Origin of the sequence: Acidithrix ferrooxidans, from assembly GCF_000949295.1 — a bacterium.
In the GTDB taxonomy this organism is placed as follows: domain Bacteria; phylum Actinomycetota; class Acidimicrobiia; order Acidimicrobiales; family Acidimicrobiaceae; genus Acidithrix; species Acidithrix ferrooxidans.
The window spans coordinates 49,048-70,296 of the sequence record NZ_JXYS01000012.1; the positions used below are offsets into that span (position 1 = coordinate 49,048).

Sequence of the window (21,249 nt, forward strand, 5' to 3'; positions counted from 1 at the left end):
AGCAAGTGGCTCACTAATCTATTGCTCTAACTATAAACTCAATTATAGATCGAACGCCACCGAAAAACTTATGTTACTTGAGCTCGACCGTGGCGCCTGCTCCTTCGAGCTGAGCCTTAGCCTTCTCGGCGTCTTCCTTCGATACCTTCTCCAGTACGGCCTTAGGAGCACCATCAACGAGATCCTTGGCCTCTTTGAGACCAAGATTTGTCAAGCTGCGAACTTCCTTGATGACCTGAATCTTCTTCTCGCCGGCGCCGGTCAAGATAACATCGAACTCATCTTGCTCTTCCACTACAGGTGCCGCATCGCCGCCACCAACTGGAGCTGCAAAAGCCATAGGAGCAGCTGCGGTTACGCCAAACTTCTCCTCGAAAGCCTTGAGCAATTCGCTCAGCTCTAGTACGGTCATGGATGCAATTGATTCTAGAATTTCCTCAGAAGTTGCCATTTGTGTTTCCTTTCTATTTTTCAAATTTTAAGCACATCACTAAAGATGTACTCTCCCGCCAGCCACCTGGCGTAGGGATCTAAGCGGCCGCGCCAACTGGCGACGACCAAATTGGGTAAATGCTATGCTGCTTCTTCGGTCTGCTTGTCCACCAAGGCAGATAGAGCATATGCAAAGTTTTGCGGCAGTGCCTTGAGAACCGAAGCGAAGTCGCGCATAGGCGCGGCCATGACTCCAGCCAGCTGGCCCAAGAGGGCCTCGCGCGAAGGAAGCTCTGCGAGGGCAAGTGCGCCCTTGGCATCTATCACGCTATTGCCTAAGACGCCAGCCTTCACGACGAGAAGCGGGTGAGTCTTTGTAAACTCCTTTAGAACCTTCGCTACCTCAACGACGTCTGTTTCCACGAACGCCAGAGCTGTTGGCCCATCGAGGTAAGCTGCCAGTCCTTCTAGCCCTGCGGCATCGGCTGATCGCTTCACAAGAGTATTTTTGTACACCTTGAAGGAGCCACCGGCTAGCGCAAGAGACCGACGAAGCGCCTCGAGATCCGAGACCTTCAAACCACGATATTCAGCGACCACAACAGCAGCGGAACTAGCAAATTTTTGGTTTAGCTCCTCTACTATCGCCACCTTATCGGGACGCGGATTATCCATACTCTCTCCAATCCAAAAGATTTGCTCCAAAGTCGGAACAAAACAAAAAGCCACAAGTCGCTTGGGGGCGATCTGTGGCAGTACCAAAAACTTTTATCGTTACCTACTTTGGCTTCACTTGGAATTTACACTCTAAAAGAGCACCAAAGGTCTTTGGCAACTGCCTATATATTTGAAATCTATCAGGGGAGTCTAGCTCGCTAGATCCTCTTCTGTAACCCTCAGACGGTTAGTATCAACTTTGACGCCAGGTCCCATTGTCGAAGCCAAGGTAACGCTCTTGAAGTAGCGACCCTTTGAGGATGCTGGCTTAGCTCTACTGAGCTCATCAACGACTGCTCTAAAGTTCTCAAGGAGCTGATCCTTGGTGAAGGATGCTTTGCCGATCGGTACTTGAACATTTCCCACGCGATCGGTGCGATATTCAACTCTTCCGCCCTTGAATTCACGGACTGCCTTGGCAACGTCAGTGGTGACAGTACCGGTCTTGGGGTTAGGCATGAGGCCTCTTGGACCAAGAATACGACCCAACTTGCCAACTTGACCCATAAGGTCCGGAGTGGCTATTGCTATATCAAAATCGAGAAAACTCTCACCTTGAATACGAGCAACCAAATCATCGGCGCCTACGACGTCAGCTCCGGCCTCACGGGCCTCATTGGCTGCTTCACCGGATGCAAAGACTGCGACTCTGACTTCTCGACCAGTACCAGCTGGTAGTGAAACGGTACCTCGCACGATTTGATCGGCCTTTCGGGGGTCAACACCCAAGCGTACCGCTAACTCAATCGACTCATCAAACTTTGCAGTTGCAAGCTTCCTTACAGTCTCCACCGCTTCAGCTGGAACATTTAGATGTTCTCTGTCATAGGACGCCGTTAGCGCCTTCATGCGCTTTGTAACTTTTGCCATTTAAGGTAAATCTCCCAAATATATGAACTGCTCGACGAGGCCTATTCGGCGACCTTGATGCCCATTGATCGTGCCGTTCCGGCAATTTGACGCTTAGCGGCGTCTAGATCGTTGGCATTTAGGTCCGGCAGCTTGGTTTTAGCGATCTCTTCGAGTTGGTCACCAGAAATAGTTCCGGCTACAACTCTCTTGTTGGTTGCAGATCCCTTTGGAACGCCGGCTGCTTGTCGCAGCAAAACCGGTGTCGGAGGGGTCTTTAGCACAAATGTGAATGAGCGGTCATCGAAGATTGTAACCTCAACCGGGATAACCGTTCCACGCTGCGCTTCTGTGGCTGCATTATACTGCTTACAAAACTCCATGGTTTGAATTCCATGGGGTCCAAGAGCGGTACCTACCGGGGGAGCTGGAGTAGCAGCTCCAGCGGGCAGCTGAATCTTTACAATTGCGGTAACACGACGCTTTGCCATCTTTAGTTTCGTTTCACTTTGTTAAATTTTTGGCTGACATACAACAGCTAATGAACTAGTACATCATACGGCGGATCCTGCAATATCCTGCAGAGGCCAATATGATTTTAGGTAGCTATACCTTGGCTACTTGAGCAAATTCCAACTCAACAGGCGTTTCCCTGCCAAATATATTGACAAGCACCTTCAACTTGAGGTGATCTTCATTTATCTCAGATATCATCCCTGTTAGCCCCTCAAAGGCGCCGTCCTTGACGGTTACTGGGTCACCTACCTGATATTCAAGAGTAGGCCTTGACTTTCTTTGAAGATCCATCGGTTCGACAGAGAAATTAAGAATGGATTCGACTTCTTTACGTGATAGCGGCGTCGGCTTCGATCCCATGCCGACAAAACCAGTTACACCAGGCGTATGCCGCACCACATCCCAAGTCAGATCGTCTAGGTCAGCGCGCACTAGGATATACCCGGGAAAAACCTTCTTCTGGGAGACAACTCGTTTGCCATTTTTTATCTCGGTGACATCTTCCATCGGAATAAAAATTTGGTGAATTCGATCTTCCACTTGCATGGAACTCATGCGAGACTCCAGATTGGACTTCACTTTCTTCTCATAACCAGAATATGAATGTATGACATACCAGTCCCCTGGCAGATCAAATGGGCTCTGTTCCGGAGGCCCTTGTGGCTCCAGAGGAACCTCGTCGCCATCCTTTACATACTCCAATTTCCCAGGTATCACCTGGATCGGAGCTTCAACCTCCTCGCGTGAAGGTATATCTTCTTCTGGGGGTGTTTCATCAAAAAAGTCAGTCATTTAAATCCTAAAGTAGCAGCGGCACCCAAGAGCCAAGACTGAATCAGCCAAACAAAAATAGAACGGCTTTGGAGAAAGCCAAGTTCAGCACGAATATCAAAGCGATAAGAAAGGTAAGGGTTATAAAAACTACAGTCGAATAGTTAATGACCGTCTTTCGAGTTGGCCAAGTAACCTTCTTGAGTTCATCACGAACTTCACGAAGATATATCTTTGGCGTAAGTCGCTTTGACTCTGGCTGATTCTTCTGAGATATAACTTTCTTTGGGGCGTTCGCCCGTTCCGCTTCGCTCTGGCTTTGCTGGCGAGCCATAAGACGTTTCGATTGACGATTCACCTAAAAACCTCTTCCGGTAAATTTGCGCAGGGTAGGAGGGACTCGAACCCCCAACACCCGGTTTTGGAGACCGGTGCTCTACCATTGAGCTACTACCCTAAGACCGACACAAGCTTATCAGACTACCGCGAAGTTAGCTCCATGAAGAAGTCAAACCTAAACAGTGTCCGAAAATACTTATCGGAGATTCAATTCTAAGCGCTTGCACTCCAACTTCAGGAATATTTACGACCATGAAATTCTGATCTCGAACAATTATCTCCCCAAGAAAGCTAATTGCCTCCCAATTTCACCCTCCAACCTTCAATTAAATCCACAAAGGTCTGAGCCAATGGCTACGAGAAGTCCAGATCAAACGCAGTCTGGCGCTCCAGAGACCGGACAAAGATCTAGATCAAGATATTTTCTCATTGAACGCCTCCTATTTGCTTGCGGCCAATGAGGAGACCAGGGATTTAATTAAACAAATCGACGGATCTAGCGTGGTCAAACGAAGGTAACGTCGCAGTGGGTTGCTCGCGAGACCAAAATGCTGTAGCTATTGGTCTCCTCTACCAATTTTAAGAACTATCATAGGAACTTATCGGTTTGGAGAAAGTCGGGAGCAGAGCATGGACACCAATGCAGTCAAGCGTCTCGTAGAAGAGGCCAAAACCGGCAGCCATGAAGCTTTCGACGAATTAGTACGGATTACATATCCAAACCTCCTAGCGCGGGCCGTAGCCCTAACGGGAAATCTGGACGACGCACGTGACGCACTCCAAGAGGCCTATTTGAGAGCCTTCCGCTCGCTCAAGAACTTTAGAGGAGACTCTAGCTTTAGCCGGTGGATGTCTAGCATTGTCACAAATGCTAGCTCGACCCTGCTTGCTAAAGCTAGGAGGCGACGCTTTGAAGTAATCGAAGGAGCTGACGTCCTACTCGGTGACACCCTTTCTAATTCAAGCGTCACCGATCAAGATATAGCATCCACGATGGAGGTTCAAGCGGCCTTAAAGAAACTCCCAGAGGAGTTGCGGCGCATCGTAATCCTAAAAGAGCTCTATGGAATGGAGCATTCAGAGATCGCTTTGGTGCTTGGAATTACCGAATCCAATGCAAAGGTTCGCCTACATAGGGCGCGTAAATTATTGCGAATCCACCTCATCGCCGAAGGTGAAGCGCCAGATGTCATAGGTAACGGGAAAAAAAGGCGCCACGCTTGAGGTAACGTCCGACTTGATCCCACAGGCCATAGTTTTTGTACATCGGCTTGATTCCAAAGTCGATACAAATATGCCGGGGTTATGTCGTCAACTCCATTGAACTCAAAGCATGAAATAGCTACAAGACAAAAATAGATAAAAGTTTCACTCGCCAGTGATCCAAATGAAATAGCGAATTTTATCCCTTAGTGCCACACACCATCGCCAAGGTAGCAATACGGGTGACTCACCTAAATGCCCCATGAATCAAAACCGACAATCACCGCGGCGACTCAATTTGCGCAGACCCAATTTGCGCAGACCCAATCAGAGCGCCCTGTCGGTTAAAGTTCAAAGTACCGCCGAATGACATTACGACCATGGCGCCGATTGCGACGCGCTAGCGGTCCTAGGGGTGAAAATCCAAGAGACAGGAGAATCCAAGAGACAGATATAACCAACAACAGCGAAATTCTCGAAATTGCTATTACCCCCACGCCAAACAATCAAGCCACGACCATCACACCACTCCTTCAACCCAAAATCGAGTCGGTAGTCGTACCCTAACGCCCCAAACACCGACTCAAACAGAAGATATCCTTGCTGGGTCAAACTCCAATTGGATATCTCCTCAGATTCAATGCAAAGGTTTAACATCCATTGGCGAAACTGCACTTTGGTGGCGAAGTTTCGGTTATTACAAACCACGGATTTGAAGAGCACAAGGCCGTCGCATTGAAAGTAGCTAGAAATAGCTATCGCTAATGGATAGATCTAGGAGTTCGCAAAAAATTAAATAAAAACGCCGCATCTTTTGCCAAGAGTAACCCTTAGCAAAAGATGCGGCGAGATCTAATAAGAAAGAAACTACCTAGTCTCTTTGTGAGTTGTGTGCTGACGATCCCAACGACAATACTTCTTCATTTCGATTCGCTCGCGATCGTTGATTCGGTTTTTTGTCGTAATATAATTACGCCTTTTGCAGGTCTCGCAAGCGAGCGTTACTTTAATTCTTTTTTCGTTCTTTGCCATTGAGCTCTCCGTGTATCTCTAAACTCGTTCACAGCGACTACCTATACATTACGAAAGGCAATGCACTGCTACTTCTGGTAGCGGCGGTCGGACTCGAACCGACGACCCCACGATTATGAGCCGTGTGCTCTAACCACCTGAGCTACGCCGCCTTGGAGCCCCCTGTCGGAATCGAACCGACGACCCCATCCTTACCATGGATGTGCTCTGCCGTCTGAGCTAAGGGGGCGCTTGATAAAAATAGCTTAGTTATTCTATATCCGCCCAAAGGCAAAACCTGACGTTTAAGGGAAATCAAAATTCACAACAATCTACTAGCTGGCATCAACTACGATTATGAAAATAACAATGCCAAATACCCCGAAAGTCGCCGTAAGACCGGCAACACTTACCGACACAGTGCCATTGATGCAAATCTACAATCGCGAAGTACTTGGCTCCCGCGTGACACTTGACCTTGTTCCAAGAACGATCGAGACACAGACTAAATGGATTGAAGAACACTTAGGCCCATACCCTGCTCTCGTTGCCACCATTTCAGAACAAGTCGTAGGGTTCGCGTCAGTATCACCATACCGCGTTCGTCCTGGCTATTCGACCACCGTCGAAGACTCTATTTACATTGACCCTAATTTCCAGGGTCGAGGTATCGGCAAATTACTCCTCTCCAACATCGTTGGACTAGCGGCGAAACATGGCTTTCATGCCTGTATGGCTAGGGTGGCTTCAGATCACACCGCATCGCTTGCCCTTCATAAGTCAATTGGCTTCTTCGAAGTTGGCCTTGAGCGTGAAGTCGGTAGGAAATTTGGAAAATGGATCGACATGATGCTCCTTGAACTCTTGCTAAAACCTCAATAAAAGATCCCCGTCGACGGCGCAATCTGCCAAGCAAGGAGGCCGGCTTTGATCATGAAGGCAACGCTCTTATCGCACCGGGAATCAGACAAGATAGTCCGCCTCCTCTTAAAATCTTCGTAGGCCAGAAAGCAAATGCCCACCAACCAAGGTCGAGAAGAAGGGGAGCAAAATCTACAACTACTCACAAAGGCGTATCTAGGTCGATTAGTTCGAATCGGTGATTTACCCTAGCGATGCAAAAGTGCCGACCAAAGTAAATAAACCCAGCCAAGGACACCATCTGTGTGCTCTATCTTCTCATTGGCACTTGGCACCTTATCAAAGCAGACCACACCTTGGCACTTTCAGGAGTCAAGAATCATTTGGTATTTCCAAATAAACTTGATACAAAGATGATCTCAGCCACAAATCCCCCTTGGTGGAGAGTCATTTGGTAGCCCAAAGCACCAATTGTCTATTCACATATCAATAATCTAATCAGTGTGATCAATGCGGAATCGATTATCGCCCGGTCGCTTATAGAACCACTATGGATCACCAGGAAAAGCTTCAGTCGATCCGTGGCTGCGCTGATTAATGGCTTTATGTAAAATTACTTCCTCTAAAAAAATCACATCGCAGATCGCTTATCCTTAAATCAATCCACGGTAAGTCAATTCAAGAAGTCATAGAACCAATTCATAAGACGACGAAGCTGATCGGCCATAATGGGTACGAAAAAGCTACAGCAATCTAGAACAATGAAACCCATCGGAATAGCCAAAAGACTAAATTGGGCAAAAGTATAAAGACCTATTGCAGACAGCTCGTAATTTCTAAGCCTTCAAAATCGACCAAAGGAGGGTCACCCGAGTCAAAAGGCGCCATCTCAATGAAACTCCTACCCTTTGGAGTCGAATGGCCTCTATCCATTGGCCTCTATCGAATGGCCAGTATGGACCAATTATTTAAAACGATATAGCATGCTGGCGACCATACCAGTACCCCAGAACAAGCATTGAAACGCCAGCGACTAAAAGGTGTCGTCATTCAAATAAAAGAGCAAAGCGTCATGCCAAGCGTCACAAAAACTATGCAAATAGTCTCAGGTTGACGGCAAATACCCCACTCATCACCTCATTAATCCAGAAAAGGTTGCGAAATCTAGGACTTCTCGTCCTTGATAGGTTACAAAAAGATCAATCACCAATTAAACCGACCTTGGCGAGGAATCGGTACAATATCATGACTAAATCTCTTATTCTCACAAGAGTCGCCAAAATGCCAATGAGGACAAACCTAATCCGATAATTTAGTTTAATCAAAACCAGCACTAAGCTAAATATAAAACCACCACACTCGTCAGTTTTATATTGCACTTAATCTCAATAAAACCTATAATCACTGAAAGCTTTTCCCGAGTGGCCAGCTCACACCAAATCGGCGCTCTTAGCGGCTTTTATTTTTATATAACCAAACTATTCACGGCGCTAAATTACGAACCCTGAGAACCTCGATGGCAGCAATTCTTCAAAAACAAATAGATACACTGGAATGTGAAGATAGCAAATTTGATCTCCCCTTAGGAGAATCATATCAGGATCGAAGAATCCCCATCATCCTCAAATCGAGCGGTCGGGCAGCCAAGTCAATAGATCAGATCAAGAGATCGACTTAGGCAATTCAAGCACTCGCCATAGGTACCAAGTTGCAAGTGAAGCAAGGGGAGAATACCTCTCACCATGTTTAGTCATCTCTGGTATTGAAGGAAGATCATCAAGGCTATAGAGAATACGAAAGCCCTTTCGAACTCCTAAATCGGCTGGAGCCCAAACATTTCTCTTGCCTAAATCAAATAGCAAAAACATCTGCGCAGACCAAGGTCCAAAACCATATAGCCCGCACAATGAACTAGAGATAGCAGCCTCATCTAAAGTAACTAGTTCTATCAGATCCAACTCACCTATGGACACCTTCTGAGCGAGCTCTAAAATTGAGCGAGACTTGGAATTTGATAGTCCCAACGCGCGTAGTCCCTCGAACGAAAGAGCCAATACCTTCTCTGGTGAAACATCACCCGAAGCAGCCTCTTGTATTCTTTTGTCAAAGACGCTCGCGACAGCACCCGACAATTGCTGATGCACAACAGTTCGAACCAAAGATGAAAAAATATCATTTGAACTTGTAACAAAAGACAAGTTAGGAGTTAGAAAGCCGGGAACCCCAAAGTGGTTATATAGAACCTCAAATTCTGGATGAGATCTAAGGAAAAACTCAACGTCTGGATCGATCACTTCGAATCCAACATCAGTACTTCAAGAGCCCTACTGCGACTATCGATTGACAAATAGTCTCTCGCGGGTGAGATTCAGCGCCTTTAATTGCGACGGGATGAAAGACAACTGATAACGCACGCCTAGATATCCCACAAGCGCTAGAGTTCCAATGATGTAAACAGTCCAAGAGACAAGCATCGGGCCGTCAGGGAGACCTAGCATCATGCCCATAAACGTCACCACTACTACACCGTTCACAACTCGCTCGCTGGGCGAAATGGCCACGAAAATCAGGCCCCATGCAATATACCATGGTTGGATAACTGGTCCCAACAAGACAAGCGCCAATAACGAGTACCCAATCGCTCTTTCAAAGCTAAAACGCTCGAGGTGAAAGGCAAAGTACAGCGTGATCAAAGCCGCCCCAAGAAGTCCCAAAGCCCTATAGAGCGTTAGGAATCCGGCAAAATGAAGCGGAATCCCCAACAAAGAGGTTAACCTATCTGACCAAGCCGCCAGGGCTGTAGTAGGTACCGCTGGCGATCTAACAGTGCCCGGCGTCCCTAGATTATGAATCCAACCCCATCCAAGACCTGTCGAATATGAAATAGCCCCTACAGTTGCAAGTGCTATCGACCCATACTTGATTGAAGGGATGATCTTATCCTTGATCTTGTTACCAGCCGTTGAATTCCAGGCGATAAATGCCAATGCTATAACGGCAGGAACCTTGACCGCCGCACCTGCAGAAATCAAGACCGTCGCTAAAATAGAATGACCCTTGTAAAACATCAAAAGGCCAAGGGTCATGAAAGCTATCATGAACGCATCGTTATGGCCAGAAGATGCAAGGTGAAAGATTACGATCGGATTTAATCCAATCAAAACCAAAGCGATCCTTTTGTCTTTACCCAAAATCTCTGCGATTCTCATCGAACTGAAGATGATGGCTAAGACAGCAATGACCGTGGCGACTCTCAAAAATAGCATGGTGGCAAATGGATTATGCTGGGTTACGACCGCCGCAACACCGGAAAACCATAAAAAGAGCGGGCCATAAGGAGCTGGAGCATTACCCCAAAATGGGTCAACTGTATTCAAATATGGCGTCGCTCCCAAAATATTGGGGCCATACTGATAGGGTGAAATATGCCTCGAGACCATTTCGCCAATTGCAGCATAGCTGTAAATATCTCTCGAATATAGGGGACCGGCTATCGCAAGGGGTACAAACCAGATTGCTCCTATCACTATCAACTGCTTAGTGGTAACTTCCTTTGCCATGACAAGTTGAACTAGCCATAGCCAGGCTAAAAGACCTGAGATAAAGCCGAAATAAAAAATCGCTTGTGCGAGCCACGAAGGAAGTATCCCTAACGAAAGCGGACCGTTGGCGATTCCAAAAAACCATGAACCGGGAATTTTAGAGGTGAAGGGAACCGATGGAGAAAGCGAGCCAATGACTATAGCCACGGTCGAAACAATTCCAACGTTGCGTACAAATTTTAGATCATGCCTACGCACGGTAGTTAGATTGTTGATTCCATTCATCAATTTCGATTGAGCTAATTGCATTTGCCTTCTTGGGACCGTCGTTCTTTAAGATTACTAAGACTGCCAACTACATCGATTGGGAAATTTCGGGTCGAAGCGGACTTGCACTTTCCAGATCGGGTTACTAATCAACTATCTATAACAATTAATCGTACCTGATATTTCACTCACACAATCCCGAATGGAGGTCGAATACTAATCGTCACTTCAGCACAATTTCATAAATAACAGAAATCGACCACTTCCCAGCCTAAGCAAACGAAATCAGCAGATAAGCAATTGCCATGCGAGAAGATCATTAGTACCAGGTTAAATGTCGCTAGCAGAATCTAAATCCAAGAAACGCAATAAGGTCAAAACTTCTCAATATACCCAAAGGGAAACTTTACGGTAAAAAGGGTGGTAAGAAGGGAGACTCTTGAGTGCTATGTCGCCAATAACTTTATCTAATTTTTCGGATACAAATAAAGTCGAACATAGCTTTGTGGGCCGGGTAGGGTTCGAACCTACGTAGGCGTAACCGGCAGATTTACAGTCTGCTCCCTTTGACCGCTCGGGCACCGACCCACTCTTTTGTGAATATCCTATATTAGTGTGCCAACATTTGATGTCGTTTCAGAAGTAAACCTACAAGAAGTTCGAAATGCGGTTGATCAAGCAAATCGCGAAGCATCGACACGTTTCGACTTTAAAGATACAAATTCGGAGATCGAATATACCGACTCCGAGCTCCACCTTTCATCATCGTCTCAGGACCGCCTAAAGGCTCTTGAAATCGTACTGGAAGAAAAACTAGTAAAAAGGGGCGTCTCGCTAAAGAGCCTCGAGAAGGGTCAAATTGTAGAAGGTAGTCGGGGATCGGCTCGTCAAACGATCAAGCTCGTTGCCGGAATTTCCTCTGAAAAAGCAAAAGCAATTAACAAATTCATAAAAGACTTAAACCTCAAAGGCGTCTCGGGTTCAATCCAAGGCGATTCCTTGCGGATCTCAGGCAAAAAACGAGATGATCTCCAAGAGGTGATCTCCAAACTGCGCGAGGGTGATTTTCAGATACCCCTACAATTCAATAATTTTCGAGATTGACTCCTTCGTAGCTAAAGATACAAGCAAACCGCTACATTTCTAGAAAGCCAACGCCCAATGGGTGCGCAAGCGAATTGGGAGACTCTTTAGGCGTTGTGGAGCCTCATTGTGGTAGCTGATTATCGGCCATTGAACAAGTTAGGTCGATAATCAGGCTGGTCCTTAATGTAAGTTCTCAAAGAGACCAATTGATAAGAATTATAAACTTTATCGCCGATAGTTGCCCCAAGGGGCAACTATCGGCTAGATCAAAGCTGATTCATACGATTCAAGCAGGGCAAACCGTGCTTTAGCTTTTGGTCTTTCGATGCAATGGATCAGTAGTAGCCCGACTCAATGTAGATACATGGCACCCCATTTTCTCGAAACATCTCGACGTTTCGCTTATCATCTTCGAATGCCAAAACGATCTCAAAGTTCATCCCCAACAACTGATTGGTCTCTAACGCCTTGAATTCTCTCGCTCGGCTATAGTCCCCCCAATTACGGGTAATCAACAGATCCCACCGAAGGTTGTTCGTAGCTAACCATGCAACGGTCAAGTCGGCGATCGACGACGGTCGACCGGTCATCAAAATAAAACTAAATTGGGGATCGATAAGCGTCATCAAGGTGCCCATCTCTTTGATCAGGGGGTCATCACCAGCCGCATTGAAAAATCCATCCCAGTCGCGTCTCGGGCGATCTAAAAAGTGTTGCCGGAGAGAAGCATCCGCTAGAACTCCGTCAATATCAAAGATGATCGCGGTTTCATTGATACTGACCTTCTCGTTGATTATCCAATTCTTGGGTCGGCCTGAAAGGTCAATTTGCATATTTGGATATCTCCTTGGATCACTTCAGTCAGATAATCAATCCCTGATAGCGATTATCCTATTGAGATATGAAAGGGGTAAGGATAACTAACTTGGATTCACTATCTGCAAAACCATATGAAGCCGAAAATCAAACGATGCACATTAAAGAAAGCATCGATGATTTTGTGGATGAAAGCCTTCATAGCGCTTGCAAGAAAGAAATTGAAGTTCATGTCGGTATCGGAAGCCGGGTGATCGTAGCTTCAGATCTTTTGATCGGTCGCTTTGAGCCCGGCACTCGCGGCGAACTAACCAAATTCAAGGAATACCTGGCAACACTCGATGGACCAGGGGTAATAATCTTTGCTGGGAATCTCTTTGATCTTTCCAATCAAACCCTACAAGTCAAAGTTTGTGACCTAATCGATCAGGAAAAGGAGTTCTTTGGTCAACTTCGGGACCTCACTACCTCTCACGGCTTTGAAATCTACATTCTTCCTGGTTCTAGAGATCGATCTCTAGCTTGGGATCTCTCTCAACAAAAAGACTTAGAAACGATAGGCCAAGCCAGCTTAGGAATCAAGGTCAGCCTTATTGTCGAGACCACCAATGGACCAAAAACAATCGATATATTCTCAGGGCGAGAATTCGAAGCCAGATCGAATCAAGTCGATCCATATTCAAAAGTTGATACCCCATGGTCTACGCATCTCATTGGGGAGATAATTCCCCATCTGACCAAACGGGCAAAATGGCTAGAAGGCATAGACCTCGTCGACAACCAGGGCGCAATATCTCGATTCTTCGCATCCCGAATCTTCTATCGAAAGGCAATGCGATATCTTCCATGGCTCATCGCACCGATTCTGGGCGCCTTTTTCATTAAGTTGCCGGTAATTCTGGCGCTGCCAACGATAGGTCACTTCAAACATCGAATTCGCGCGTTAGCACCCTTTATCCAAATTGCTGGCGCAGCCACACTATTGGATGCAGTCCTAGTCCTGACCATTGCAACGTGGCTAGCGCGTCGAACATACGCCGGGATGATTGAAAATCCACTTATCGCCACAAATAGCGGAGAAGCACTACCAAACCTTGCCGCACGAATCGCAGCCATGGAGGCGTTAGACGACAGCCATATCGGAACCATCATCGGCAACAGCCTGAACCCCGAGATGACCGACATGACCTCAGGATTCTTTTGCGCCACTGGTGGAATATCAAAATGCTACAGAGAGTCCCCAGCACGATTTGGACTACCATCAGTCTTTCAGCCGATCGCGCAGTGCACCTGGGTAGAAATTCAGCCAGGTGCCAAAGTGAGAGTTCGTCTCTATTCTCAGACTGAAGAACTGCCCCTAGAGTCAAGGAGCGAGCGACTTGTTCGTCTAGGAAAACACGATCCGACGAGTGGCCTGCGTATCCTGGCGTCATATCCCGGTGGCGAAGGCTACATTCCTAGCGACGCAACCTCTACCAAATTCTCAAGGCCACGGCGACTAGTGGCCCTTGGCGTTCTGCTAGTTGGATTAATTGACTTAATTTCAACTCTGGTGCCACCACTTCGCTCGCGGCTAAGTCTTATAACAGAGTTCATCCCACTAGCGGTACCCGTGGCCGCCAATGCGATTGCTGCGATCGAATCCGTGGGGCTAATGGCTCTCGCCAGTGGTCTAAGAAGGGGTCAACGAGTCGCCTACCTGCTGACAGTGGCTATAGCTAGCGCCAGCGTCATAACCAACCTGATCAAGGGTGGCGACATTGAGGAGTCGATTCTGACCGCGATATTGGTTGGATCGCTCGTCGCCTCTCGCAAAGCATTCACTGCGCCAACAAATAGGATTCCCATGCTAAAGGGCATCATCAGGATACCAATTGGATGGCTTTTGATCTTTATCGCTGGCTCTTTAGCATTACGCCTTGATCTTCTGCTCTTTAGCCGTAGCACCTCTATAGGAATACTCAATGGACTCCTAGCGGTTCTTGAACGGATGGTAGGGTCACAATCGATCCCAATTCCTCATTCAATCAACCTTTTTCTAGCCCCAGCGCTCAGCTACTCCGCCTTAACGCTTCTAGCTCTTCTTCTCCTTCGAGCATCTCGACCAGTAGTTGAGGCAAAGGTGGCAAGATTGACTCTGCCAGGTCGACCTGCACTTACGCCAACTGAGATAGTCAACCGCTACTCCAAAACCACACTTGACTACTTTGCTCTTCGCGACGACAAATCGCACTTTATCGCCTATAACACCTTGATCGCCTATGCCGTGATTGGCACAGTAGCCGTGGTCTCACCTGACCCTATAGGACCAGCTGCAACGGCCACTCAAGCCTGGAATGCATTTCGAAATCATGCAAATTCAAATGGTTGGACGATATGCGTACTAGGTTCTGGCGAACCATGGCAGACAACCTATGCCTCTAGCGGCCTTCACTCCATCTATATCGGAGATGAAGCAGTGGTAAATGTCTCCGACTTCCACCTAGATGGAAATAAGAATAAATCGCTCCGGCAAGCCGTCAACAGAATGCGCAACTACAACTACCGTGTCGAATTCGTAGACCCGGCAACTGTTAGCGGCCCGTTGCGCGATGAACTCACCAGAGTCCTCGCACAAAGTCGCAAAGGTGGGGTCGAACGAGGCTTCTCTATGACACTTGGTCGCTTTCTAGATCCAAGAGATATTGGCCTCTTATTGAGCATAGCTTATGGCCCAAACAACGAGGTGGTGGGCTTCTGCCAATGGGTACCCGCACCAGGAATAAATGGATATTCACTTGACCTTATGCGTCGGGATCTAGCTGACCATCCAAATGGACTAACCGACCTTATGGTGGTCGCCACAATTGAATATCTAAGGGCAAATGCAATGGAGGCGCTCAGCTTAAACTTCGCGACAATGCGTGCCGTCATAGCTGGAGAGACTGAAGACGGTGTCAGTTCGAGGATCGAAAGATGGTTTCTCAAAAGATTATCAGATACAATGCAGATTGAGAGCCTCTGGCGCTTCAACTCCAAATTCCATCCAATCTGGCTTCCTCGCTATCTGGTCTTTGAATCCCCAGACAGCCTCCCTCAAATTGCTATCGCAATTGCTCGAGCAGAATCGCTTTGGGAACTTCCAGTTATAGGAAAGTTTCTAGTTCCAAAGCAATAGCAATCGGTATTGCTACTTGAAAGAGCCAAACGATGCTAGAACTAGTTCTAAAAGGCCAATCTAAAAGGCCAATGGGGAGCTGTGTTTAGTCCTTAGGTGCCGGTTTACCCCCTCTTTCCTTGCCCAAATCAATGGCAAGGAAGTACTAAAACCCACTATTAAAACCTATACCGCGAAAATACATTCAAGAATCTCTCCGAAATTCAAAAACAAAACTAGCTCCTTGCAATTCTTTCAATCCTGGCATCCTGGCTCGCAAGAATAAAGTATCCGAACTTCATTCCCCCACAAAAAACTGAAAGACCGCCTTTTTTAGACCGAAACCAACCATCCAAGGCAAAGCAGGAGTTGGTCCCCTTTTAATGCTAATTGCGACCAACATTGCGAGAAAAGCCCGAACGCGCCACAATCGCTAAAAACAAAGGGCTCGATCAGGGTGATAAACACCTTAATCGAGCCCTTTTGATTAACATCTACTCATTGCGAACCCGCCCTAAAAACTGGTTCTCGAAGAATTGATTCTCTAAAACAGAAGCTTGGCTAAATCTGCCATATGAACAAGAGGATTCGGAAAGATACCAAATCCAACAGTAAATAGAATGCTTATTCCGACCACGATCTTAGCTTCAGTTGAAATTCGTAGCGAGCGAGCTACCGCCACCTTTGCGGGAGCTAGTACCGCCAAATCGCCTTCGGGTCGATCGAACGAACCCAGATCACCATCACCGCCACTCGCAAATACCAACACTTCCTCATCGTCAATAGGTGATTCAGAGACCTTGTCTTGTGGAACCTTAGAGTACATGACGGCTACCACTCGCAGATAGAAGAAGGTGGCGATTACAGCTGATAGCATCGCAATCACGGCGAGGATATAAGAATGAGCCTTTACAGTCGCAGCAATAACTGAGAACTTAGCCAATAAACCAGTTGTGAGCGGCGCACCTGCTTGAGCTACGAGTAATACTGCCATAAAGAGCGCTAGCGCCGGATTAGTTCTAGCGAGACCCCTAAGGCGTTCGATCGGAACCACACCCGTATCGCTATCTTCAAAGACATTTACAATAGCAAAGGTGCCAATGACCATGAAGGTGTAAGCGATCAAGTAGTACAGCGAGCCTGAAACCCCACCGGCAGTGCCAGCTGCAACTCCAAGTAGTACAAAACCAGCATGATTAATCGAGGAGTATGCAAGCATGCGCTTGATATCGCTTTGAACTATCGCCAGTATTGCACCCACAACGAGCGTAAGAGCCGCAAGTCCCCAAATAATAGGCTGCCAATCAAGGCGCTGAGTAGGAAACGCCGTTATCAGAATCCTCAGCAGACCTGCAAAACCTGCGGCCTTGGCCACTGCTGCCATATAACCACTCGCAGCCGCTGGAGCTCCTTGATAGACGTCTGGTGTCCAAAGGTGAAAAGGAACTGCAGCAACCTTGAAGCCCAAACCGACGATCAAAAGCGCAATTCCAGCCAATAAAACACCGTTAGAAGTTACGGTATTAGTGGCCAAGAAAGAGGCGATCTTTTGAATGTTGGTAGTGCCGGTGGCACCGTATGTAAGGGCAATTCCATACAAGAAGATTGCAGAGGAAAAACCGCCAAGTATGAAGTACTTTAGTCCTGCTTCACCAGATAGTTGGTTGCGCTTTTCGAAAGCTGCCATGACATAGAGGGCAATCGACAAGATCTCAAGGCCCAAAAAGACAACGATCAGGTCGCCAGCGCTTGCTAAAAGGATGGCGCCAGCGCTTGATAGAAGCAAAAGGCAGTGATACTCAACTCGACCGATCCGGCTCCTCGATAGGTAAGCTTCGCCGGCCAATACCGACAGAAGCGCCGCAGAAGAGATCGTAATCATCAAAAATATAGCAAATCCATCGAGTACGATCGAGGATGCTATCGCTCTCGATGCCCCATGGGAGACAAAGTTCGACCAAAGAACAATCGAATCGATCAAAGCAATGGCGGTTACGGCAAATGCCATCGCGCCAATCGCCTTGGTCCGTTTTAGCGATGGCGCAAGCGATGAGATCAGCATGATCACCAGGGCTCCCACGATCAGAATTATCTCGGGGCCAATTGCCTTATAGGAAATCGACGGAAAGACAATCTTGGGGCCAGTAGATATTAATCCAAGGATTGAATTCATAAGGACTATCCCTTTCCTTTTTGCACGATAACGCCTATAGCATTCGGAGAGACGTTCGCGGCATTTACATGGCTTATAAGGGCATTCACACTGGGAGTTATTCGATCAAGGATCGGTCGTGGATAAAGACCCAAAGCAACTACTATCACGATCAGTGGTGCAAGGACCAAGATCTGACCCTTCTTGATCTCAATCGGACGACTCTCTGGAATCAAGTCCGGCTCCGATGGCTTCCCATGAAATATCCGTTGGTATGACCAAAGCATATAGACGGCTGAGATAACGACACCAAAAGCAGCCACAACAGCCCACCAGCGATGGGTGCTAAAGCTACCAATGAGAATCAAAAACTCACCTACAAAGCCGCTAAGTCCAGGCAGTCCTATCGATGCCATTACAAACAAGGTGAAAATACCTGCCATGACCGGTGCCTTGGATTGAAGCCCACCAAGGCGATCCATGTCGATAGCTCCAGTTGCCGCAAAGAGAAAGCCCACCAATAAAAATAGTGCAGCAGTATAGATGCCATGATTTATCATCTGAAGCACGCCGCCAGCTACGCCCTCGCGCGACAGGGCAAAGAATCCTAAGATTATAAAGCCCATGTGACTCAAAGAAGAATAGGCGAGCATTCGCTTTATATCACGCTCGCCAGCGGCCACGATTCCTCCGTAGATGATCCCTATTACCGCCAAAGTAAGCAGCAATGGACCAAATGAGACAACCGCATGCGGAAAGAGCGTGAAGTCAAAACGCAAGATACCATAGGTACCAAGCTTGGCCATAATGGCAGCAAGGACAATTACGCCCGACGTAGGCGCTTGCCGATAGGCGTCAGGCGACCAAGTGTGAAAGGGGAAGATCGGAGCTTTCACGGCAAATGCCGCGGTAAAGGCCAAAAAGAGCCACTTCTCAGTTCCGCTAGAAAGTGATGTCTTAGCCAAAGCGGCAATGTCAAAGGTCGTAACGCCAGTTTGAGCCGAATGGATAAAGACGAGTGCAAGCATTCCAACTAGCAAAAGTGCAGAGCCTAGGAAGGTATAGATAAAGAACTTGATAGCCGCAGCGCCACTCTTTTCATAGCCCCACGACCCGATCAGGAAATAGGTCGGTATTAAGGTCAATTCAAAGGTAACAAAAAATGCGAACAGGTCCAAGCTCATAAAACTACCCATACAGGCTGCCTCTAGGAGAAGCATCCAGGCTGCGAAGCTCTGCGCGTTGGCTCGCTCCTTGGCACCGATATATGCAATCGGAAAGATCAAGGCCGTCAGAAGGACTAAAAAGATCGAGATCCCATCTACCCCGAGCTTCCAAGAGATCCCAAAAGAAGAGATCCAACTGTAGCTCGAAACATATTGATAAGATGCCACTCCAGCCTTGAAGTTGACGGCGAGAACGATCGCCAATATTGCCTCGGCAATAGATATAGCTCCTGTTATTGGAACTACCAGTCTTCCTCGGACCTCTTTGGGAAGGAGCGCAATCAAAAGAGCACCTACGGCTGGCAAAATAACAAGGACTTCCAATACGTTACTCAACGAACTTCACCGCCACTATTAATCTCATCTTGCATTGGTTCGACATATAACATCTCCTAAAGACCTGCTCTCGTAATTACAAAGCCGAGAATCAAAACCACACCAAAGCTGATGATCAAGGCATAACTTCGAACGTAACCACTTTGAATTCCCCGCAGCGATCCACCAAGAGCGCCAATTAGACGTCCCGAGCCATTTACAGCACCATCGATGACTTCATTATCAACTATCTCATTCAATTCGATCGCGAGTCCGCTAGATCCTCTAGCGAAGACTGAGTCGAAGAGATGGTCGATCTGCCATCCCTTTTTCAAGAAACCAACCTCGAGAGATGGGTTGCTTGCGGTCTTAGACCAAGCTCTAGTTGCTATGAAGATACCTAGAAGCGCAAAGACGATGTCACCGACTTCCAAAATCACTTTAGTACCACCACCAAAGGTCAAGTTTGCCTGAGCCTTACCAAAGACTGGCATAAGCCAGTTCGTTAAAAAGTCTGTGCTCGAGCTAATACCAAGGTTCATGACACCAGCCAAGATCGAGGCAATTGCCAGGATAATCAGCGGCACGGTCATAACCTTTGGAGACTCATGGGGCTCTGAATGAGCACCGTGGCCATCATGGTTAGTGAGCGCTTCGCGATATCTTGGTGAGCCAAAGAAGACCAGATAAACTTCTCGTCCCATGTAGTAAGCCGTAAGTATTGCTGTTATGGCTCCAACGGCCCAAAGTATTGGAGACTTTGAATAGGCAGCTAGGAGGACATCGCCTTTGGAGAAAAATCCCGAAAAAGGCGGCAAACCTGCAATGGAAAGCCACGCAATGATAAAGGTGAAGCCAGTAATTGGCATCAATTTATAGAGCGCTCCCATCTTTTTGATATCTTGTTCATCACCCAAGGAGTGAATCACTGAGCCAGCGCCAAGGAACAAAAGTGCTTTGTAGAATGCGTGGGTTATCATCAAAAAGATCGCGGCAACATATGCTCCTGAACCAATTCCAAGAAACATATACCCAAGCTGCGAAACCGTTGAATAAGCAAGAACCTTCTTGATGTCATTTTGGGCAGTCGCAGCGGTCGCAGCGACAAAGGCAGTCGCAGCGCCAACTATCGCAATCACGGTGCCAGCGTTCGATGAGAGGTGAATGATCGGAGCGACTCTAGCCATCAAATAGACGCCTGCGGTAACCATTGTGGCGGCATGAATCAAAGCTGAAACTGGAGTTGGACCCTCCATGGCATCCACTAGCCATACAAAGAGTGGGATCTGAGCGGATTTACCAGCCGCACCGACAAAGAGCAGCAAGGCAATCGCAGTAGCTTGGGGGCCGCTTATGAAGGGATGACCACCATGTGCTGCGCTCGAGGCAATATTGCCAAACACCGAAGTATAATTGAGCGACTTTGCAACCTCAAAGAGCAAGAACATTCCAAGCATGTAGCCAAAGTCACCAATTCGGTTGATGATAAAGGCCTTCTTACCAGCTGAAGCTGCGCTATCTCGGTCGAACCAAAATGAGATCAACCAATACGAACAGGCGCCAACGCCCTCCCAACCAAGAAAGGCTACAACAAAGTTATTGGCAAGAACCAAGACCAACATTGAAAAGACAAAGAGGTTCAAATAGACAAAGAACGTTCTAAATCGAGGATCATGATCCATATAGCCAATGGAATAAGCATGTATCAAGGTCGCTACACCGGTGACGAACAATATCATCACGCTCGACAACGGATCCAAATATGCCCCGAAGTGAATGCTCAAATGACCCACTGCAAACCATGTAAAGAGGTTAGGTGCCAACGCCCTAGCAGCTGAAGTCAGAGAAAGCAGGTGAAAGTATTCAGTCAGTGCAATTACAAATGAGACACCGACCAGAGCTGTTGCCAGCCAACCTACAACCCGCTTTGGAAGAAATCTCCCAAAAAATAGGTTGATAAAGAAACCAGCTAACGGCATAGCCGGTATGAGAAAAATTAAACCTTCCACG

Annotated in this window: 17 protein-coding genes and 4 tRNA genes; 4 read left to right on the plus strand and 17 right to left on the minus strand. The window is 47.3% G+C overall.

Translation table 11 applies throughout. The annotated features are described in order from the left end of the window. Positions 1-73 precede the first annotated feature (73 nt). The 7 genes from rplL to AXFE_RS02620 all read right to left on the minus strand — a co-directional run bounded on the left by rplL (position 74) and on the right by AXFE_RS02620 (position 3,742). Positions 74-451 carry a 50S ribosomal protein L7/L12 gene (gene rplL / locus AXFE_RS02590; protein ID WP_052604334.1) on the minus strand — a complete coding sequence of 126 codons (378 nt, stop codon included), beginning with the start codon at positions 449-451 and terminating at the stop codon, positions 74-76. A gap of 122 nt (positions 452-573) precedes the next feature. Then, a complete protein-coding gene (gene rplJ, locus AXFE_RS02595; protein ID WP_052604363.1) occupies positions 574-1,107 on the minus strand; it encodes a 50S ribosomal protein L10 in 534 nt (177 codons plus the stop codon). Positions 1,108-1,299: 192 nt separating this feature from the next. Next, positions 1,300-2,019: a 50S ribosomal protein L1 gene (gene rplA / locus AXFE_RS02600; RefSeq protein ID WP_052604335.1), complete on the minus strand. Its 720-nt coding sequence runs from the start codon at positions 2,017-2,019 to the stop codon at positions 1,300-1,302. A 41-nt stretch (positions 2,020-2,060) separates the two neighbouring features. Next, positions 2,061-2,489: a 50S ribosomal protein L11 gene (rplK, locus tag AXFE_RS02605; RefSeq protein ID WP_052604336.1), complete on the minus strand. Its 429-nt coding sequence runs from the start codon at positions 2,487-2,489 to the stop codon at positions 2,061-2,063. 115 nt (positions 2,490-2,604) lie between these two features. Beyond that, positions 2,605-3,306: a transcription termination/antitermination protein NusG gene (nusG, locus tag AXFE_RS02610; protein WP_052604337.1), complete on the minus strand. Its 702-nt coding sequence runs from the start codon at positions 3,304-3,306 to the stop codon at positions 2,605-2,607. Between the two features lie 43 nt (positions 3,307-3,349). Beyond that, on the minus strand, positions 3,350-3,643 hold the full coding sequence (gene secE / locus AXFE_RS02615) for a preprotein translocase subunit SecE (protein WP_152625815.1): 294 nt from the start codon (positions 3,641-3,643) through the stop codon (positions 3,350-3,352). Positions 3,644-3,670: 27 nt separating this feature from the next. Then, positions 3,671-3,742: transfer RNA gene (locus AXFE_RS02620), tRNA-Trp, on the minus strand. 512 nt (positions 3,743-4,254) lie between these two features. Between AXFE_RS02620 and AXFE_RS02625 the strand changes: the two genes are divergently transcribed. Then, complete coding sequence (locus AXFE_RS02625; RefSeq protein WP_052604339.1) at positions 4,255-4,848, plus strand: RNA polymerase sigma factor; 594 nt, start codon at positions 4,255-4,257, stop codon at positions 4,846-4,848. 846 nt (positions 4,849-5,694) lie between these two features. Here AXFE_RS02625 and rpmG read toward each other — a convergent pair. The 3 genes from rpmG to AXFE_RS02640 all read right to left on the minus strand — a co-directional run bounded on the left by rpmG (position 5,695) and on the right by AXFE_RS02640 (position 6,088). Then, a complete protein-coding gene (gene rpmG / locus AXFE_RS18235) occupies positions 5,695-5,859 on the minus strand; it encodes a 50S ribosomal protein L33 (RefSeq protein WP_082058425.1) in 165 nt (54 codons plus the stop codon). Between the two features lie 75 nt (positions 5,860-5,934). After that, positions 5,935-6,011: transfer RNA gene (locus AXFE_RS02635), tRNA-Met, on the minus strand. Between the two features lies 1 nt (position 6,012). Then, positions 6,013-6,088 (minus strand) — tRNA-Thr (locus AXFE_RS02640). A 119-nt stretch (positions 6,089-6,207) separates the two neighbouring features. On the opposite strand from AXFE_RS02640, the gene AXFE_RS02645 reads away from it, so the two are divergent. Next, positions 6,208-6,720, plus strand: a complete 513-nt coding sequence (locus tag AXFE_RS02645; protein ID WP_160291698.1) for a GNAT family N-acetyltransferase — start codon at positions 6,208-6,210, stop codon at positions 6,718-6,720. Positions 6,721-8,360: 1,640 nt separating this feature from the next. Here AXFE_RS02645 and AXFE_RS02655 read toward each other — a convergent pair. The 3 genes from AXFE_RS02655 to AXFE_RS02665 all read right to left on the minus strand — a co-directional run bounded on the left by AXFE_RS02655 (position 8,361) and on the right by AXFE_RS02665 (position 11,096). After that, complete coding sequence (locus AXFE_RS02655; RefSeq protein ID WP_052604343.1) at positions 8,361-8,993, minus strand: DNA-3-methyladenine glycosylase family protein; 633 nt, start codon at positions 8,991-8,993, stop codon at positions 8,361-8,363. Between the two features lie 39 nt (positions 8,994-9,032). After that, complete coding sequence (mptB, locus tag AXFE_RS02660; RefSeq protein WP_052604344.1) at positions 9,033-10,550, minus strand: polyprenol phosphomannose-dependent alpha 1,6 mannosyltransferase MptB; 1,518 nt, start codon at positions 10,548-10,550, stop codon at positions 9,033-9,035. A gap of 464 nt (positions 10,551-11,014) precedes the next feature. Continuing rightward, positions 11,015-11,096, minus strand: a tRNA-Tyr gene (locus AXFE_RS02665). Between the two features lie 27 nt (positions 11,097-11,123). Between AXFE_RS02665 and AXFE_RS02670 the strand changes: the two genes are divergently transcribed. Then, the gene (locus AXFE_RS02670) at positions 11,124-11,612 is read left to right on the plus strand and encodes a YajQ family cyclic di-GMP-binding protein (RefSeq protein WP_200891172.1); all 489 of its coding nucleotides are present in this window, start codon (positions 11,124-11,126) and stop codon (positions 11,610-11,612) included. Between the two features lie 317 nt (positions 11,613-11,929). On the opposite strand, the gene AXFE_RS02675 is transcribed toward AXFE_RS02670, so the two are convergent. After that, positions 11,930-12,427: a phosphatase domain-containing protein gene (locus tag AXFE_RS02675; RefSeq protein WP_052604346.1), complete on the minus strand. Its 498-nt coding sequence runs from the start codon at positions 12,425-12,427 to the stop codon at positions 11,930-11,932. Between the two features lie 92 nt (positions 12,428-12,519). Here AXFE_RS02675 and AXFE_RS02680 point away from each other — a divergent pair, with 92 nt between their 5' ends. Beyond that, positions 12,520-15,567: a bifunctional lysylphosphatidylglycerol flippase/synthetase MprF gene (locus AXFE_RS02680; protein ID WP_052604347.1), complete on the plus strand. Its 3,048-nt coding sequence runs from the start codon at positions 12,520-12,522 to the stop codon at positions 15,565-15,567. A gap of 523 nt (positions 15,568-16,090) precedes the next feature. On the opposite strand, the gene AXFE_RS02685 is transcribed toward AXFE_RS02680, so the two are convergent. From AXFE_RS02685 to nuoL, 3 genes are read right to left on the minus strand one after another with little or no spacing between them, the layout of a single operon-like run. Then, positions 16,091-17,719 carry an NADH-quinone oxidoreductase subunit N gene (locus AXFE_RS02685; RefSeq protein ID WP_052604348.1) on the minus strand — a complete coding sequence of 543 codons (1,629 nt, stop codon included), beginning with the start codon at positions 17,717-17,719 and terminating at the stop codon, positions 16,091-16,093. 5 nt (positions 17,720-17,724) lie between these two features. Then, the gene (locus AXFE_RS02690; protein ID WP_082058428.1) at positions 17,725-19,260 is read right to left on the minus strand and encodes a complex I subunit 4 family protein; all 1,536 of its coding nucleotides are present in this window, start codon (positions 19,258-19,260) and stop codon (positions 17,725-17,727) included. Positions 19,261-19,316: 56 nt separating this feature from the next. Further along, a complete protein-coding gene (gene nuoL, locus AXFE_RS02695) occupies positions 19,317-21,248 on the minus strand; it encodes an NADH-quinone oxidoreductase subunit L (RefSeq protein WP_052604350.1) in 1,932 nt (643 codons plus the stop codon). Position 21,249: the final 1 nt, after the last annotated feature.